Origin of the sequence: Paraburkholderia sp. 35.1, assembly GCF_050436525.1 — a bacterium.
Lineage (GTDB): Bacteria > Pseudomonadota > Gammaproteobacteria > Burkholderiales > Burkholderiaceae > Paraburkholderia > Paraburkholderia tuberum.
Window position 1 is genome coordinate 2,287,719 of record NZ_JBNDMJ010000003.1, and the last position, 14,914, is coordinate 2,302,632.

The window sequence follows — 14,914 nt, forward strand, 5'->3', positions numbered from 1 at the left end:
TGTCATAGGCGGGACACAATCGACGCGCGCATGGCTTCGACGCTTTACGCGTATTCGTTCAGCGCGCCGCGCATCTTCTTCATCGCGCTGGCTTCGATCTGGCGGATACGTTCGGCCGAGACACCGAACTCGTCGGCCAGCTCGTGCAACGTGGAGCCGCCTGAGCCGTCGTCGGCCACCTTCAGCCAGCGCGCTTCGATGATGCGGCGGCTGCGCGGATCGAGCGCGTCGAGCGCGCTTGCGATGCCGTCGCTTTGCAGCCGGTCGCGCTGACGCGAAGCCAGCACGGCAGTCGGTTCACTATGCGAGTCGGCCAGATAGGCGATTGGCGCGTACGACTCCTCGCCGTCTTCGACCTGACCTTCGAGCGCGATATCGCCGCCTGACAGACGCGTCTCCATCTCCGCGACCTCTTCGCGCTTCACGTTCAGCTCCTTCGCGAGACCGTCGATCTCGTCCGGCGTGAACGCGCCAAGCCCCTGCTTGTGGCTGCGCAGGTTGAAGAACAGCTTACGCTGCGCCTTGGTGGTGGCGACCTTCACCATGCGCCAGTTGCGCAGGATGTACTCGTGGATCTCGGCCTTGATCCAGTGCATCGCGTACGACACGAGGCGCACGTTTTGCTCGGGATCGAAGCGCTTGACCGCTTTCATCAGGCCGATGTTGCCTTCCTGGATCAGATCGGCGTGCGGCAACCCGTAACCGAGGTAGTTACGCGCGATTGACACGACGAGTCGCAGGTGCGACAGCACCAGGCGGCGCGCCGCCTCCAGATTGTCGTGTTCGCGCAATTCGGTGGCGAACTGGCGTTCCTCCGCCGGCGTCAGCATCGGAATCCGGTTGACCGCCTGGATGTAGGCGTCGATGTTGCCCAGGTGACCGGACAGCAGCGAGGAATGCGAGAGCGCCAGTGCACCTGCCGGAGCGGCCTTAGCCGACGACGGGCTCAAAGTACTCGGAAGGGTCATTGCATGGCTCACGTTTGAAGCTCCTTTGGAATCAGACAATTGCGTACTCAGTAAACGACTCCAGCGACGGATGTTAGCACTCAGATCTGCCGAGTGCTAATACTTAGAGGTCGCAGGGGTATCCGAGTTCCCAAAAATCCTATTGAGTTTTTACTTCCGATAGCCATCATACGCCCTATTTGCCCTGCGCGTTGGACCTGTACAAAGTACCGCCCGGAGCGGGTGCAGGCTCACGTTTGACTGATATCGTCCGCTTTTGAAGAGAATAATTGCTGATCATGGGCATTATCTGGGAAATACTTGCTCCTGAATTCGTGCCTGGAATAAAGGGGGCGCTCGCTTAATACTCGGCAGTATGGGGGGCGGATGAACAGGCAGAATCTTGTGGTGCGTGGGCTTAGTCTAAAAAGCACGTTTGCCGTTCTGCTCGTTCTGCTGTTGAGCGCGGCGGGCGCGTCCCAAGCTGAGCAGTTCGGCGTGCAGGTGGCCGCCGGCGTCGGCGACCATCACGTCAGGACGCTCGATCTCGGCGTGGTCTGGGATCCAAACCTGACCTGGTGGCAGATCGGCGACTGGCATTTCGCGCTGCTCGGCGAGGCGCATGTCGCGTGGTGGCACACCAATGAAGGAAACGTTCACGACAACATCGGCGAGATCGGCGTGACGCCGGTGATCCGCTTCATCAGGTCGTCGGGTTCGGTGCGGCCATTCATCGAGGTGGGTGCCGGCGTCCGGCTGCTGACCAGCCCGCGCATTTCTTCCGACTTCACGTTGGGCACCGCGTTCCAGTTCGCCGAGATGGCGGGCGTCGGGCTGCAGTTCGGCGCTCGTGAGCAGTATGTCGCCGGCTACCGCTTCCAGCATGTCTCCAATGGCGGTATCAAAGAGCCGAATCCTGGTATAAATTTCAGCCAGCTATATTTGCAATATCACTTCTGACCGTGGCCGCCTGCGGCTCGCGGTGTTCGAGGGGCTCTGCAATGGCGGCAAAGATGATCGAAGCGATTCGCGGGCTCGAGCGAGAGCGTTTTCGCGCGATGGTCGATGGCGATGGGCAGTCGCTCGACACGCTGCTCGCGGACAACGTGAGCTACGTCCATACGAATGGCAAGCGCGAGACGAAGCGGCAGTTCATCGACGGGATCACCGCGGGGCGCCGTCGTTATCGGCAAATCGAGGTGCAGTCGCAGGATGTTTTGCCGGCCGGGCGCGAGACCTACGTCGTCACGGGCCGCGCGCTGATCGAGATGGAGGCCAACAACGGCGCGCTCCTGTTTCCGATTGCCTATACCGCGATTCACACGCACGAAGACGGGCAGTGGCGACTGATCGCGTGGCAGGCGACCCGTTGCGCGCTCGAGTGAGATTCTCATCGGGCGGGCGCGCCTCGTGAGCGCGTCTCCAGCGGCAGCGGAATGCGGGTGTGCACTCCGCTGCAGCAGGCTCGAGGCCCAACGCGAATTCACGCGGTCACGCATTCGCCAGCTTTGTCGCGGCTGTTTGCGCCGTGCTCGTCTACATCGGCATCCGCGTCGCGCGCCTCGCGCGTGCCGCGCATCGCTACCTGTCCCGCATACGGATGCCGCGCCGCAACCGGAAGCCGCGTGCAGTGCTCCGCCACGCGCCTGATCGTCGCGAGATCCGAGAAATCCAGACCGCTGTCGATACCCATCGCGTCGAGATTCATCGCGACTGTGACGAGATCGACGTTGCCGGTGCGCTCGCCATTGCCGAACAGACAGCCTTCGATGCGATCCGCGCCCGCCAGCAGCGCGAGCTGCGCCGCGGCCACGGCGGTGCCGCGATCGTTGTGCGGATGCACCGACAGCACGATGCTGTCGCGGTAACCGAGGTTGCGATGCATCCATTCGATCTGGTCGGCGAACACGTTCGGCGTGGCCGCTTCGACGCTTGCCGGCAGGTTGACGATCATCTTGTGATCGCGCGTAGGCCGCCACGTTTGCGCGAGCGCGTCGCACACCTCGCGCGCGAACGGCAGCTCGGTCGTGTTGAAGGTCTCGGGCGAGTACTGGAAGGTCCAGCGCGTGCCCGGCCGCGCCTGCGCGTGTTCCTTGATGAGGCCCGTGCCTTCGACGGCGAGCGCCTTGGTCTCATCCTTCGACTGCTGGAACACGATGCGCCGGAACGACGGGCAGATCGCGTTGTACAGATGCACGATCGCGCGCGGCGCGCCTTCGAGCGCGTCGAACGTGCGTGCGATCAGCTCCGCGCGCGACGGCACGAAGACTTCGATCGTGACGTCGTCGGGAATGCGTCGCTCGTCGATCAGCTTGCGCACGAAGTCGAAATCGGTCTGCGACGCCGACGGAAAGCCCACTTCGATTTCCTTGAAACCGATCGCGACCAGCATCTCGAAGTATTCGAGTTTCTGCGCGGCGTTCATCGGTTCGATCAGCGCCTGATTGCCGTCCCGCAGGTCCGTGCTCATCCAGACGGGTGCGGCGTCGACCGTGCGACTCGGCCATTTGCGGCCGGTCAGCCTGACGGCGGGAAATGGGCGGTACTTTTCAGCGGGATTGCGCAACATGGTGAGGTGCCTCATTCGTGGCGTCGTCGGCGGAGGGTGGGGACGTCGAGCGGTGGGCCGACTGTTCACGCATGCACGCTGCGGATGCTGCCCATGCAACGTACATGTGATCCTCTCGCATCGTCCGCGCGGTAAACGGACGAATGCAAACGACGACAGGTTGTGGAGAACTACGACGGGGGTGAAGCGAAACTGCGGGAACTACGGGGAGGACCGCCGACGGCAACCGGAGCTGCCAGCGCGCGGCGCTACGCGAGACTTAGGCCAGGCGTAGCGATAGGGGCCGCGCCAGGCGGCCGGAGATAATTCGGAGGGTGTTCGGAAGGGAACGCATGAGGCCAAATGTATGACGGCGTGCGTTGGCCTGTCAACCCGCGGCCGTCAGGCCGCCGTCTTCGCGATATCGACGATCAGCTCGACCTGCCGCTCGAGCGCGCCAGGCACCGGCGCTTCGCCGCGCAGCACGGCGTCGATCCAGGCGGCCGTGGTCGCCGCGTCGCGCGCTTCGGGCAGTTCCACTTCGGGCGCATCGGGCGACGAGCGCTCGTGCGGCAGCCGCGTCTCGCAGATGCCGTCATGCAGCCAGTCGACCTGCACCTGGCGGCGCGTATCGGCGACCGCCTCGCCTTCGGTGCCGCGCGCGAGCAGCGCACCGCCGACGGCCGCATCGGGATGCGTGACGAACAGCTGAGTGAGACTGTCGCGATACGGCGGATGCGTGTAGTTCACGAGCCGCAATCCCGCGGGTGCGAACGGCTGCAGCAGCTTCACGAGCGTATGCGTCGAATTGCGCACGCCCATGCGCCGGCGCAGCGCGAGCAGGCGCGCGAGCTTGGGCGCCAGTACGTCGATCGAGGCGAACGCGACGCGGCGCTCCGCAAGTCCAGCTTCGATCTGCGCGTGCGACTGCGCATGGGCGATGCGCAGATGTGTGAAGATTTCCGCGCTCGTCACCCGACCCAGATCCTCGGTGACGCCGTGAACCAGCACCGGCACGCCTTCGCGGGCGAGCAGCAGCGCAAGCAGCGGCACGAGGTTCGGCTGCTTGCGCGCGCCGTTGTACGACGGAATCGACACCGGCCGAAACGCGCCGTGCGGCAGCCGCACCGGCTCGAACGACGTATGCGCGGCGGCCAGCATCGCGGCGAGTTCGTCGGCGGTTTCGCCTTTCACGCGATACGCGAGCAGCACCGCGCCGAGTTCGAGATCGTCGACGCGGCCGTCGAGCATCGCGGTGTAGAGCGAGCGCGTGTCGTCGGCGGTCAGCGCGCGGGCGCCATTCGGGCCGCGGCCGATTTCCTTGATGAATCGGGCCCAGGGGAAGGGAGGAGTGGTATCGGTGGAGTCGGTCATCGTGCGCAAGAGGCGGGTGGCGTGCCGCGCCTGGCGGTTCGCTACGCCATTCGGGGAACAGTTCGGTGTGAGTATCGCATCTATGGCGAGCGGGCGAACAGCAACGAAGCGGGCACGCAGTGGCGCGCGACGGGCCGCCTGACACGCCCCCGCGCCGTGCCGCGGGTTACACTCGATGTTTCTCGCCGCCTCGGCGGCGCACATCGGAAAACGGAGAACGGGATGAGTTACGTATTTGCACCCGCACCGCAGGTCGCGGTGCCGGTCGTGGGGTCGGGCGAGCAGTTCGCGGTGCGCCGCATCTACTGCGTGGGGCGCAACTACGAGGCGCACGCGCGTGAAATGGGCCACGACCCGGACCGCGAGCCGCCGTTCTTCTTCACGAAGCCGGCCGATGCGATCGTGTACGTCGCGCCGGGCACGACCGGCGAATTCCCGTATCCGTCGCAGACCAGGAACGTCCATTTCGAAATGGAAATGGTCGCGGCGATCGGCGAGGGCGGCAAAGACATCCCCGTCGACCGCGCGCTCGACCACGTCTACGGCTACGCGCTCGGTCTCGACATGACGCGCCGCGACCTGCAAGGCGAAGCGAAGAAAATGGGTCGTCCGTGGGATACCGCCAAGGGCTTCGATCACTCGGCGCCGCTCGGCCCGATCCATCCGGCTTCGACGGTCGGTCACATCGGCAAGGGCGAGATCTGGCTGTCGGTGAATGGCGAGGACAAGCAGCGCGCGGATGTGTCGCAGCTGATCTGGTCGGTGGCCGAGACGATCGCGTATCTGTCGACGCTGTTCGAACTGCGGCCTGGCGACCTGATTTTCACCGGCACGCCGGAAGGCGTCGGCGCGGTCGTGAAGGGTGACCTGATGAAGGGCGGCGTGGACGGGCTCGGCGAGTTCAGCGTGCGCGTCGTCTGAGACGGCTTGCGTGCAGGTGGAGGAGGCAGACAACATGAAGCTCTACAGCTATTTCCGTAGCTCGGCGTCGTATCGCGTGCGCATCGCGCTGAACGTGAAGAACCTGTCGTACGACTACGTACCCGTGCACCTCGTGCGCGAAGGCGGCGAGCAGCTGAAGCCCGCGTATCGCAAGATCAACCCCGACTGCATCGTGCCGACGCTCGCCGACGGCAGTCATTTGCTGCCGCAGTCGCTCGCGATCATCGAGTATCTCGAGGAGACGCATCCCGAGCCGCCGCTGCTACCGAAGGCACCGCTCGATCGCGCGTATGTGCGCTCGGTGGCGCTGCAGGTCGCGTGCGAGATTCATCCCCTGAACAATCTGCGCGTGCTGCGCTATCTGAAGCACACGCTGCGAGTCGACGACGAAGCGAAGGACGCGTGGTACCGGCACTGGATCGACGCGGGCTTCGCGACGCTGGAGACGCATCTTGCCGGCGACGCGCGCACCGGCAAACTGTGTTTCGGCGACGCACCGACACTCGCCGACGCGTGCCTGATTCCGCAGGTATTCAACGCGCAGCGCTTCAAGCTCGACACCGCAAAGTTTCCGACGATCCAGCGCATCTACGATCACGCGATGCAACTCGACGCGTTCGCGCGCGCGGCGCCGGGCGTGCAGCCGGACGCGGAGTGAGCCCGGGATCGCTAACACTTCGACGGTAGCTCGAAACGAAAAAAGGGCGCTCCGCTGAGTGCCCTTTTCCTTTGGTTCGCCGCGAGCGCCGAGCGCCGCAACGATCACGCGATCAGCCGCCCAGTAGCGCGTCCGAGAACTCCTCCGCGCTGAACGGCTGCAGATCCTCGACCTTTTCGCCGACGCCGATGAAATACACCGGAATCGGCCGCTGCCGCGCGATCGCCGCGAGGATGCCGCCCTTCGCGGTGCCGTCGAGCTTGGTGACGATCAGGCCGGTGAGCCCGAGTGCGTCGTCGAACGCCTTGACCTGTGTGAGCGCGTTCTGGCCGGTGTTCGCGTCGATCACGAGCAGCACTTCGTGCGGCGCGCCGTCCTGCGCCTTGCCAATCACGCGCTTCACCTTGCGCAGTTCTTCCATCAGATGCAGTTGCGTGGGCAGGCGGCCGGCCGTGTCGGCCATCATCACGTCGATCTTGCGCGCGCGCGCGGCGCCGACCGCGTCGAAGATCACCGCGGCCGGGTCGCCGCTTTCCTGCGCGACCACGGTCACGTGGTTGCGCTGGCCCCACACGGCGAGTTGCTCGCGTGCGGCGGCGCGGAACGTGTCGCCGGCGGCGAGCAGCACCGATTGGTCAAAGCTCTGCAGATGCTTCGCGAGCTTGCCGATGCTCGTGGTTTTGCCCGCGCCGTTGACGCCGGCGATCATCATCACGAGCGGCTGCGCGCGGCCGAGCATCAGCGATTTTTCGAGCGGCTTGAGCAACTCGACGAGCAGTGTGCGCAAGGCGGTTTTGACCTGCAGGGGGGCCGTCAGGCGTTCGCCGCGCACTTTTTCGCGCAGCGCTTCGAGCAGGAATTCGGTCGCCTCGACGCCGGCGTCAGACATCAGCAGCGCGGTTTCGAGTTCCTCGTACAGGTCCTCGTCGATCTTCGTGCCGACGAAAATGCCGGTCAGGTTCGAACTGGTTTTCGCGAGGCCGCTCTTCAGACGCGTAAGCCACGAGCGCTTCGCGCCGGCATCCTGCACGGGCGGCGGGACGATTTCGACGGTGTCGAGCATGGCGTCTGGCGGCTCGGGCTGCGGCTCGATGATCGTCGTGGCCACAGGAGGAACGGGGGGCGCGGTGGGCTCGATGGGCTCGATGGGCTCGATGGGTTCGGCGGGCGCAACGGGCGCTGCCTCGGCCTCGGGTGCCGCGCCGTCTTGCGCCGCCAGCGATTCGTCTGCGGCGGTATCGGACTCTTTCGAGCCCTTGAATCGTTTGAAAAAGCTGAACATGATCTGACGTATGGGAGAGCGCGCCGATGCGCGCAGCCGGCACGGGACCGGCGAAGCGGTGGGCAGCGCCGGGATGCGAAAAGGCGGGGCGCTGGCAGCCGCACATTTTATCAGGCGTGCCGCGGCGCGTCGTATCGGCCGCTCGGCCAGGCTGGACGCGCGCCAACCCTGTGGTAACGTGAGCGCTCCGGCCCGCGCGCATCGACGCCGTGGGCGTGTTCATCACCTAGCTGAAACTGCGCGATACTGCATGCCTCGTTTAGCACCTTCACGCGCCGCTGGCGCTTCGTCCAAAAGTGGCAAACCGCATGCCATTCGCATCATCGGCGGCGACTGGAAACGCACGCCGCTGCCCGTGCTCGATCTGGACGGCTTGCGCCCGACGCCCGACCGCGTCCGCGAAACGCTGTTCAACTGGCTCGGCCAGCGTCTGGACGGCCAGCACTGCCTCGATCTGTTCGCTGGTAGTGGGGCGCTCGGCTTCGAGGCCGCGTCGCGCGGCGCCGCTCGCGTGCTGATGGTGGAGCGCCATGCGCGCGCTGCCGGCCAGTTGCGCGCAAACCAGCAGCGGCTCGATGCACGCATGATCGAAATCGCCGAGGCGGACGGCCTGCGTCTTGCGGCGAGTCTCGCGCCAGGCTCGTTCGACGTCGTGTTCCTCGATCCGCCGTTCGATACCGACCTGCTCGGCAAGGCGCTCGCGGTGGCCGTGCCGCTCGTGCGGGCCGACGGCTATCTTTATGTCGAGGCCGGCGAAGCGCTCGAACCGGCCGCGCACGAGCCGCTGTCAGGCTGGGAACTCGTTCGGCAGGGCAAAGCGGGCGCTGTGCACTTTCATTTGCTGCAGCGCGAAAATAAGGAATAATGCGCGTTCCAAAAAAGGGCCGGGCGGTTTATCGTCATCCGCGCCGGTGCGAAATGCGTCGCCCGGACGTGCCCTTTTGTCTGAAGAGAGGAGAAGTCTCATGGTAGTCGCCGTGTACCCGGGCACGTTCGACCCGCTGACGCGCGGTCACGAAGACCTCGTTCGGCGCGCGTCGAGCATTTTCGACACGCTGGTGGTGGGTGTGGCCGACAGCCGTGCCAAGAAGCCGTTTTTCACTCTCCAGGAGCGCCTCGCGATTGCGCATGAGGTGCTCGGCCACTATCCGAACGTCCAGGTGATGAGCTTCAAGGGACTGCTGAAGGACTTCGTGCGGACCAACAACGCTCGGGTGATCGTCAGGGGGCTGCGCGCGGTGTCGGACTTCGAGTACGAGTTCCAGATGGCGGGCATGAACCGTTATCTGCTGCCCGACGTCGAGACGATGTTCATGACGCCGTCCGATCAGTATCAGTTCATCTCGGGCACGATCGTGCGCGAGATCGCGCAATTGGGCGGCGACGTCAGCAAGTTCGTGTTCCCTTCCGTCGAAAAATGGCTGAAGGAGAAGGTCGCTTCGCTGGATCCGCAGGACGGCGCTCAGGGGACCTGAGCCTGAGTCGCGCGAATGCCGGTTTTGACGGATCAAGACCGGCCAGGCCTCGGTGATCGGCGCCAGGGGCATCGGTCGGCTGTTCCAGGTAATGTTGGCGAGCCGTATTGGCGGCGAACGTCAATCCTGTCGTTATGCACGGGCATCGGTGTATTCGATGGTTCGTGCAAGCTGCGATGTCAATGATGATGCGAAGAACAAGAATTGTCTCTTCATCGCAAACGGGGCGATCATCAATAGTCACGCCGGCTTGTCAGGTTCCTACGGAACCCTATCCGGAAAAAGTCACGGGCGTGGGCAATCGATATACCTTTGTCCAATTCGCCGAGTATGAACTGACGAAGCGCACCAGTACGGTACGATGGATTTCAACAGGGTACAGGTGCCGCATACGTGGAATTGCCGGAGCGGAGCAACCAGACGGGCATTGCAAGAGGAATGAGGAGTTTTTCCTAACCGGATAGTGCCGGCTTAACCGAAGCAGAACAATGTCAGCTTCCCTTCGCAGCTTTCGTGAACGCCTCGGCAAGTTTGTCGAAGTGCCGGAGGGCCGCGGGCGTCAGCTCGACCTGTTTGCGGCGAGCGTCTTCGGTGTCGTTGAGCAGGAGCCAGCCCTTTTCGCGCATTGACGTGATACGGGCATGCAAGGTAGCCGGCGACCCCAGCGCACTTTGGGCCATCATGTCTCGAACTGACAGGCGTTCGTTTTTTTGCCTCATGCGAGCAACGAACTCCAGGATCTTTTCTTCGAGTGGATCGAGCGCGGGAAGTGCGGGAAGACCTCGCAGTGCTTCGGTCAATTGAAGAAATCGAAGATAGATATCAGCAGGGCGGCCCATGACCATCGCTCCAACGAAAACGCCGCTCACCCGAGCGCGGAAAGCGAACCTTGATGCCCTGCGACAACCGGGCTTCCCTATTTTATCTCCATGTCCAGCTTACGTTTGGGTTTGCTCCCGGTCGCGGGCACGGCCATCGCGTTCGCGCTGTCGCTCTGGATCGACCAGGAAGTCTTCACGCACATCGAGTTCCACGCGAACCATTTCTCTCAGGTTTGGCCGTTACAAAAACTATAACGATAAAGTCGCGCATTGCCAAGATTCGTGCGGGTGATCAACTCGAGCCGTCGCTGGAGGACGATTGGCTGCTTTCCGAAGGCGGATTCAACCGGTCGATGCAACACTAGGATCGTCGATCAAGTGGCGAAGGCTGTAGGGCGCTACGTGCTCGTACAGGATCGGCCAATCTACCGCGAGTAGCGGAATCGTTGGGTCTTTCCGACACCAGTACGCAACAAACCGCGCGCAGCCCCCGAGAAACATTCCGTTGCCAGAACTCAGCAGACACGGAGGGCGAGCGACAGGCGGAACCAGCATCCGCGGCATTCCCGCCGCCAGGGTTTCAAGGGCGTCCGACGATTCGTGTGACGCCAGCAGACTGTCCTCGGTATCAGACAGGTATCGACGTACTTCTTCTGCGACGCATGTGCTGCGAAGTTCCAGGTAAGAGGCGCGGACTTCATCAAGTACTGAAGTGGGCACACACGAATAATTGGAGCCACCCAGTCTTTCCAAAGCAGCGCGCCTGACGAAGTCAGGAAGCGCCCCCAACCTTGTTTCGCAGCCGAGCAACGCATCTCGAAAGACGGGATAGCACGCGAGCCATGCAGCAGGCGGCCGGCCTACTGGTCGGCGTGCCGATAGCCACCGGTTCGTCCGGATAGCGCGTTCCGTTCCAGCCTGTTCTCTCAGGTTCATCGCTATAAAAAGCATATCAATATGGACGCGGCTCTGCATGCTTGTCGAGCCGGGCATAAAGCTATACATGGGTTTTCGGTCGCGTCGCGCAGAACTTGAGGGCCTCGCGAAATTTTTTCCGTGAGCGTCACGATATCTGTGACCGAAAGCCTGCTGCTTGTGCTCGCGGAACGCCATACGGGCACGCTATGATGCATTCGGCAAAAGCAACCGAGGATGGCTCACCGCAATGTCTAGCTTACGTTTGCATTTTTGGTCGATCGCTGGGACCCTGATCGCGTTCCTGGCGTCGCTGTGGATCAATCAGGAGGTGTTTACGCACACGTCTTTCGTGCGAGGCGTCAACTGGATTTTCCTGCCGTCTGGTGTTCGGCTTCTCAGCACGTTGCTGGTTGGGTTCGATGGTGCACTCGGCCTGCTGCTTGCCGGACTGATTACAGACTTTCTGTACTGGTTTCCGCATGACCCGGTGCGTGCAATAGCAGGCGCCTTGCTTGGGTCACTGGCACCGTAGCTGGTCTACAGGTTTGCGCTCGAGTATTTCGATCTGCGCGCATCGCTGACGAACCTGACGCCGAAGCGGCTGCTTGTTCTGGCTGTCGCCTATTCGGGAGCAAATACGCTGTTTCACCACCTGTGGTTCGCGCTGGCCGGTACGACGAAGAACTGGTTCGAAAGCTTCTTCACGATGTTTGTGGGTGATCTGGCCGGCGCGCTAATCATTCTGTATGTGATGAAGGCGCTGCTGGCCTTGTTGCCGAAACAGCCCGGCAATTCCCGCGTGTCGAATGGCATGTTCAGCATCCAGTTGGCGTTGAACAGCGCATACGCCAACCAGCTTGCGACGAAGGCTACCTGACCGAGAAGCGCAGCCGCCCATGACCCTGGCGTGGGATTGCACGGCCGTGCGGGGGCGAAAAAGCTATAATGTCTTGTTTTCTCTAGCAAAGTTGGTGGCGGCATGGCCCTGATGATTACCGACGAGTGCATCAATTGCGACGTCTGCGAGCCCGAGTGCCCGAACGACGCGATTTCGATGGGCCCGGAAATCTATGTGATCGACCCGAAGAAGTGCACCGAGTGCGTCGGTCATTTCGACGAGCCGCAATGCGTTCAGGTGTGTCCGGTCGAGTGCATTCCGCGTGACCCGAACCACCTGGAAACGCCCGAAGGTTTGATGGCGAAATATCACGCGTTGCAGGCCGCCAAGGGCACCTGACGTTCGCGGAAGACGCGCAAAAGAAAACGGCGAAGGCCTGCGGGCCTTCGCCGTTTTCTTTTGGGGGCGGCGTTTCCGTTATCCGACGTAAGCGCTGAAAAAGCCGCGCAAAGCGTCGAGCAGTATGTCGCATTCGGCGTCGGTGCCGACCGAGATCCGCAAATGCTGGTCGATGCGCGGCGCGTTGAAATGCCGCACGAAAATTTCCTTTTGCCGCAACCGCGACGCGAGCGTCGCCGCGTTGTACCCCTCATGCCGCGCGAACAGCAGATTCGCCGCCGATGGCACCACCTCGAAGCCGAGCGCGGTCAATTCCGCCGCAAGCCGTTCGCGGCTCGCGATCACCTTCGCGCAGCATTCGCGAAACCACGCGTCGTCTTCGTAGGCGGCGGTGGCCGCGACTTGCGCGAGGCGGTCGAGCGGGTACGAATTGAAGCTGTCCTTCACGCGATTGAGCGCATCGATCAACGCGGGATCGCCGAACGCAAAGCCGACGCGCATGCCGGCGAGCGAACGCGACTTCGACACGGTCTGCACGACGAGCAGATTCGGATAGCGCGCGATCAGCGCAATCGCCGACTCGGCGCCGAAGTCGACATACGCTTCGTCAATCACCACGACCGAATCAGGATGGCTCGCGACGAGGCGTTCGATTACCGCGAGCGGCAGCGGCCGGCCGGTCGGCGCGTTCGGATTCGGAAACAGGATGCCGCTGTTGGGCACCGTGTAGTCGTCGACGTTGATCGCGAAGCTGTCGTCGAGGGGGATGGTCCGGTAGTCGACCTCGAACAGCTTCGCGTAGGTCGGATAGAAGCTGTAAGTGATGTCGGGAAACAGAAGCGGCTTGTCGTGCTTGAGCAAGGCCTGGAACGTTAGCGCGAGTACCTCGTCCGAGCCGTTGCCCGCGAACACCTGCTCGGCGCGGATGCCGTGATACGCGGCGACCGTTTCGCGCAGCTTGCGTGCGCTCGGATCGGGATAGCGGCGCAGTGCGTCGGCCGTGTCGCCGAGCTCGCGGCGGATCGCGTCTAGCACCCGCGGCGACGGCGGATACGGATTCTCGTTGGTATTCAGCTTCACCGGATGCGCGAGCGCGGGCTGCTCGCCCGGCACGTACGGCGTCAGACGGTGAACGATGTCGCTCCAGTAGCGGCTCAAGCGATTCTCCTTGCGGGGCCGATTGCGGGTGTCGATGAGTGTGGCGCGCGTCAGCTGTTGTTGCGATGCAGTTGCATCATTGCGCGTTCGAGCTCGCCCTTGATGATCTGCGGCATCACCGCGAGCGCGCGTTCGATCGACGCGTCGATGACCTCCTGCTCTTCTCGCCGCGGCGGCTTCAGCACATAGTTCGCGACGTCCGGCTTCGCGCCGGCGCGCGCGCTTTCAGGAATCAGATCGCGCGGATGGCCGATGCCGATCCGCAGCCGCCAGTATTGCTGCGACGACAGATGCGCGCTGATGTCCTTCAGCCCATTATGCCCGCCGCTGCCGCCCCCGAGCTTCAGCTTGACGCTGCCGGGTGGCATGTCGAGCTCGTCGTGTGCGACGAGGATCTCGTCGGGAAGAATCTTGAAGAATTGCGCGAGCGCGACGACCGATTGACCAGAGCGGTTCATGTAGGTTTGCGGCTCGAGCAGATGCACTTCCTCGCCATGCAACCGCGCTTTCGCGTAAAAGCCGTGAAAGCGCCGCTCGTCGCGCAGCGCGGTGCCGGCCTCGCGCGCGAGTTGATCGACCAGCCAGCAGCCGGCGTTGTGACGCGTCGCGGTGTATTCGGCGCCCGGATTGCCGAGCCCGACGATCAGCTTGATCATGATTGCGTGAGTCCACCAAGTCCGGAAGTGAAACGTACCGGACTAGAAAAGCCGAAAAAAAAACCCGCCAGGGCGAACCTCGGCGGGTCACATCGACCGTTTCATAGGAAACGGATCGAGAGGATTGCTTGCTTCGAACCGGAAGGCTCTTAAGCAGCCGGCGTTTCGCCACCTTCAGCAGCAGCAGCGTCTTCAGCGATTGCGCCAGCCGGGATCGTTGCAGCAGCGACCACCGGGTTTTCCGCGTCGACGTGGGCCACGAGCGCCACACCTGCCGGCAACGGGATGTCCTTCGCGTGAACCGATTGACCTGCTTCGATCTTCGCGAGGTCGACTTCGATGAACTCCGGCAGTGCCGACGGCAAGCACTCGATTTCGATTTCGTTGAGGATGTGCGAAATCACCGCGCTCGACAGCTTCACTGCCGGGTTGGTTTCCTGGTTCAAGAAGTGCAGCGGCACCTTGGTGTGCAGCTTCTTCGTCGCGTCGACGCGCTGGAAGTCCACGTGCAGCACGAGCTGACGGAACGGGTGGTATTGCACGTCGCGCAGCAGAACCTGTTGCGACTTGCCTGCCACTTCCAGATCGAGGATCGACGAGTGGAAAACTTCTTTCTTCAGCGCGTGCCACAGGGCGTTGTGATCGAGTTCGATCAGTTGCGTGTCAGCGCCGGCGCCATAAACGATACCCGGGGTCTTGCCCGAGTTACGCAGGCGGCGGCTCGCACCCGTACCTTGCAGGGAACGCTCGAAAGCGACTACTTTCATGTTGAATCTCCAATGCACTGCCCGCGACCAGGCAGTAAAAACAGGGCCTCGAAGCCGTAATGGCTGAGGCCCAGGATAGCGGCAAGAACCTTCGTTCGTTCATGCCGATTGTGCAAAAACGCCGCGTGTCG

General features: G+C 62.9%; 16 protein-coding genes and 1 pseudogene. 9 read left to right on the forward strand and 8 right to left on the reverse strand.

Annotated elements, in window-relative coordinates; genetic code table 11:
• Positions 1-44: 44 nt before the first annotated feature.
• Complete coding sequence (gene rpoH, locus OKW27_RS30710; RefSeq protein WP_429335702.1) at positions 45-980, reverse strand: RNA polymerase sigma factor RpoH; 936 nt, start codon at positions 978-980, stop codon at positions 45-47.
• Between the two features lie 354 nt (positions 981-1,334).
• Here rpoH and OKW27_RS30715 point away from each other — a divergent pair, with 354 nt between their 5' ends.
• Together OKW27_RS30715 and OKW27_RS30720 are read left to right on the forward strand one after the other, a co-directional pair.
• Complete coding sequence (locus OKW27_RS30715; protein WP_090802919.1) at positions 1,335-1,907, forward strand: acyloxyacyl hydrolase; 573 nt, start codon at positions 1,335-1,337, stop codon at positions 1,905-1,907.
• A gap of 41 nt (positions 1,908-1,948) precedes the next feature.
• Positions 1,949-2,332 carry a nuclear transport factor 2 family protein gene (locus OKW27_RS30720; protein ID WP_008921685.1) on the forward strand — a complete coding sequence of 128 codons (384 nt, stop codon included), beginning with the start codon at positions 1,949-1,951 and terminating at the stop codon, positions 2,330-2,332.
• A 197-nt stretch (positions 2,333-2,529) separates the two neighbouring features.
• Here the strand turns inward: OKW27_RS30720 and OKW27_RS30725 are convergent.
• Positions 2,530-3,516 (reverse strand): annotated as a pseudogene (locus tag OKW27_RS30725) (2-isopropylmalate synthase); the annotation flags it as partial.
• A gap of 381 nt (positions 3,517-3,897) precedes the next feature.
• Entirely contained in the window at positions 3,898-4,869 is a 972-nt protein-coding gene (gene ybiB / locus OKW27_RS30730; protein WP_176078932.1) for a DNA-binding protein YbiB, read from the reverse strand.
• 222 nt (positions 4,870-5,091) lie between these two features.
• On the opposite strand from ybiB, the gene OKW27_RS30735 reads away from it, so the two are divergent.
• Both OKW27_RS30735 and maiA read left to right on the forward strand, forming a co-directional pair.
• Entirely contained in the window at positions 5,092-5,790 is a 699-nt protein-coding gene (locus OKW27_RS30735) for a fumarylacetoacetate hydrolase family protein (protein WP_090802924.1), read from the forward strand.
• A 34-nt stretch (positions 5,791-5,824) separates the two neighbouring features.
• Complete coding sequence (maiA, locus tag OKW27_RS30740) at positions 5,825-6,469, forward strand: maleylacetoacetate isomerase (RefSeq protein ID WP_429335703.1); 645 nt, start codon at positions 5,825-5,827, stop codon at positions 6,467-6,469.
• A gap of 112 nt (positions 6,470-6,581) precedes the next feature.
• Here maiA and ftsY read toward each other — a convergent pair whose 3' ends face one another.
• Complete coding sequence (gene ftsY / locus OKW27_RS30745; RefSeq protein ID WP_429335704.1) at positions 6,582-7,751, reverse strand: signal recognition particle-docking protein FtsY; 1,170 nt, start codon at positions 7,749-7,751, stop codon at positions 6,582-6,584.
• Between the two features lie 250 nt (positions 7,752-8,001).
• Between ftsY and rsmD the strand changes: the two genes are divergently transcribed.
• Positions 8,002-8,616, forward strand: coding sequence for a 16S rRNA (guanine(966)-N(2))-methyltransferase RsmD (gene rsmD, locus OKW27_RS30750; protein ID WP_090802928.1), 615 nt, complete (start codon positions 8,002-8,004; stop codon positions 8,614-8,616).
• Between the two features lie 100 nt (positions 8,617-8,716).
• Positions 8,717-9,226 (forward strand): pantetheine-phosphate adenylyltransferase, encoded by a 510-nt coding sequence (gene coaD / locus OKW27_RS30755; RefSeq protein WP_062125937.1) that lies wholly within the window; start codon positions 8,717-8,719, stop codon positions 9,224-9,226.
• Positions 9,227-9,717: 491 nt separating this feature from the next.
• Here the strand turns inward: coaD and OKW27_RS30760 are convergent, their stop codons facing one another.
• Positions 9,718-10,065 (reverse strand): MarR family transcriptional regulator, encoded by a 348-nt coding sequence (locus OKW27_RS30760; RefSeq protein WP_090802929.1) that lies wholly within the window; start codon positions 10,063-10,065, stop codon positions 9,718-9,720.
• Between the two features lie 1,147 nt (positions 10,066-11,212).
• Between OKW27_RS30760 and OKW27_RS30765 the strand changes: the two genes are divergently transcribed.
• The 3 genes from OKW27_RS30765 to OKW27_RS30775 all read left to right on the forward strand — a co-directional run bounded on the left by OKW27_RS30765 (position 11,213) and on the right by OKW27_RS30775 (position 12,202).
• Positions 11,213-11,497, forward strand: coding sequence for a hypothetical protein (locus OKW27_RS30765; RefSeq protein ID WP_429335705.1), 285 nt, complete (start codon positions 11,213-11,215; stop codon positions 11,495-11,497).
• A gap of 180 nt (positions 11,498-11,677) precedes the next feature.
• Positions 11,678-11,842: a hypothetical protein gene (locus OKW27_RS30770; RefSeq protein WP_429335706.1), complete on the forward strand. Its 165-nt coding sequence runs from the start codon at positions 11,678-11,680 to the stop codon at positions 11,840-11,842.
• A gap of 102 nt (positions 11,843-11,944) precedes the next feature.
• On the forward strand, positions 11,945-12,202 hold the full coding sequence (locus OKW27_RS30775) for a YfhL family 4Fe-4S dicluster ferredoxin (RefSeq protein WP_184062491.1): 258 nt from the start codon (positions 11,945-11,947) through the stop codon (positions 12,200-12,202).
• Between the two features lie 78 nt (positions 12,203-12,280).
• On the opposite strand, the gene hisC is transcribed toward OKW27_RS30775, so the two are convergent.
• The 3 genes from hisC to OKW27_RS30790 all read right to left on the reverse strand — a co-directional run bounded on the left by hisC (position 12,281) and on the right by OKW27_RS30790 (position 14,783).
• Positions 12,281-13,360, reverse strand: coding sequence for a histidinol-phosphate transaminase (hisC, locus tag OKW27_RS30780; RefSeq protein WP_429335707.1), 1,080 nt, complete (start codon positions 13,358-13,360; stop codon positions 12,281-12,283).
• Between the two features lie 50 nt (positions 13,361-13,410).
• On the reverse strand, positions 13,411-14,016 hold the full coding sequence (gene pth / locus OKW27_RS30785; protein ID WP_090802935.1) for an aminoacyl-tRNA hydrolase: 606 nt from the start codon (positions 14,014-14,016) through the stop codon (positions 13,411-13,413).
• 149 nt (positions 14,017-14,165) lie between these two features.
• Complete coding sequence (locus OKW27_RS30790) at positions 14,166-14,783, reverse strand: 50S ribosomal protein L25/general stress protein Ctc (RefSeq protein WP_090802936.1); 618 nt, start codon at positions 14,781-14,783, stop codon at positions 14,166-14,168.
• Between the last annotated feature and the right edge of the window lie 131 nt (positions 14,784-14,914).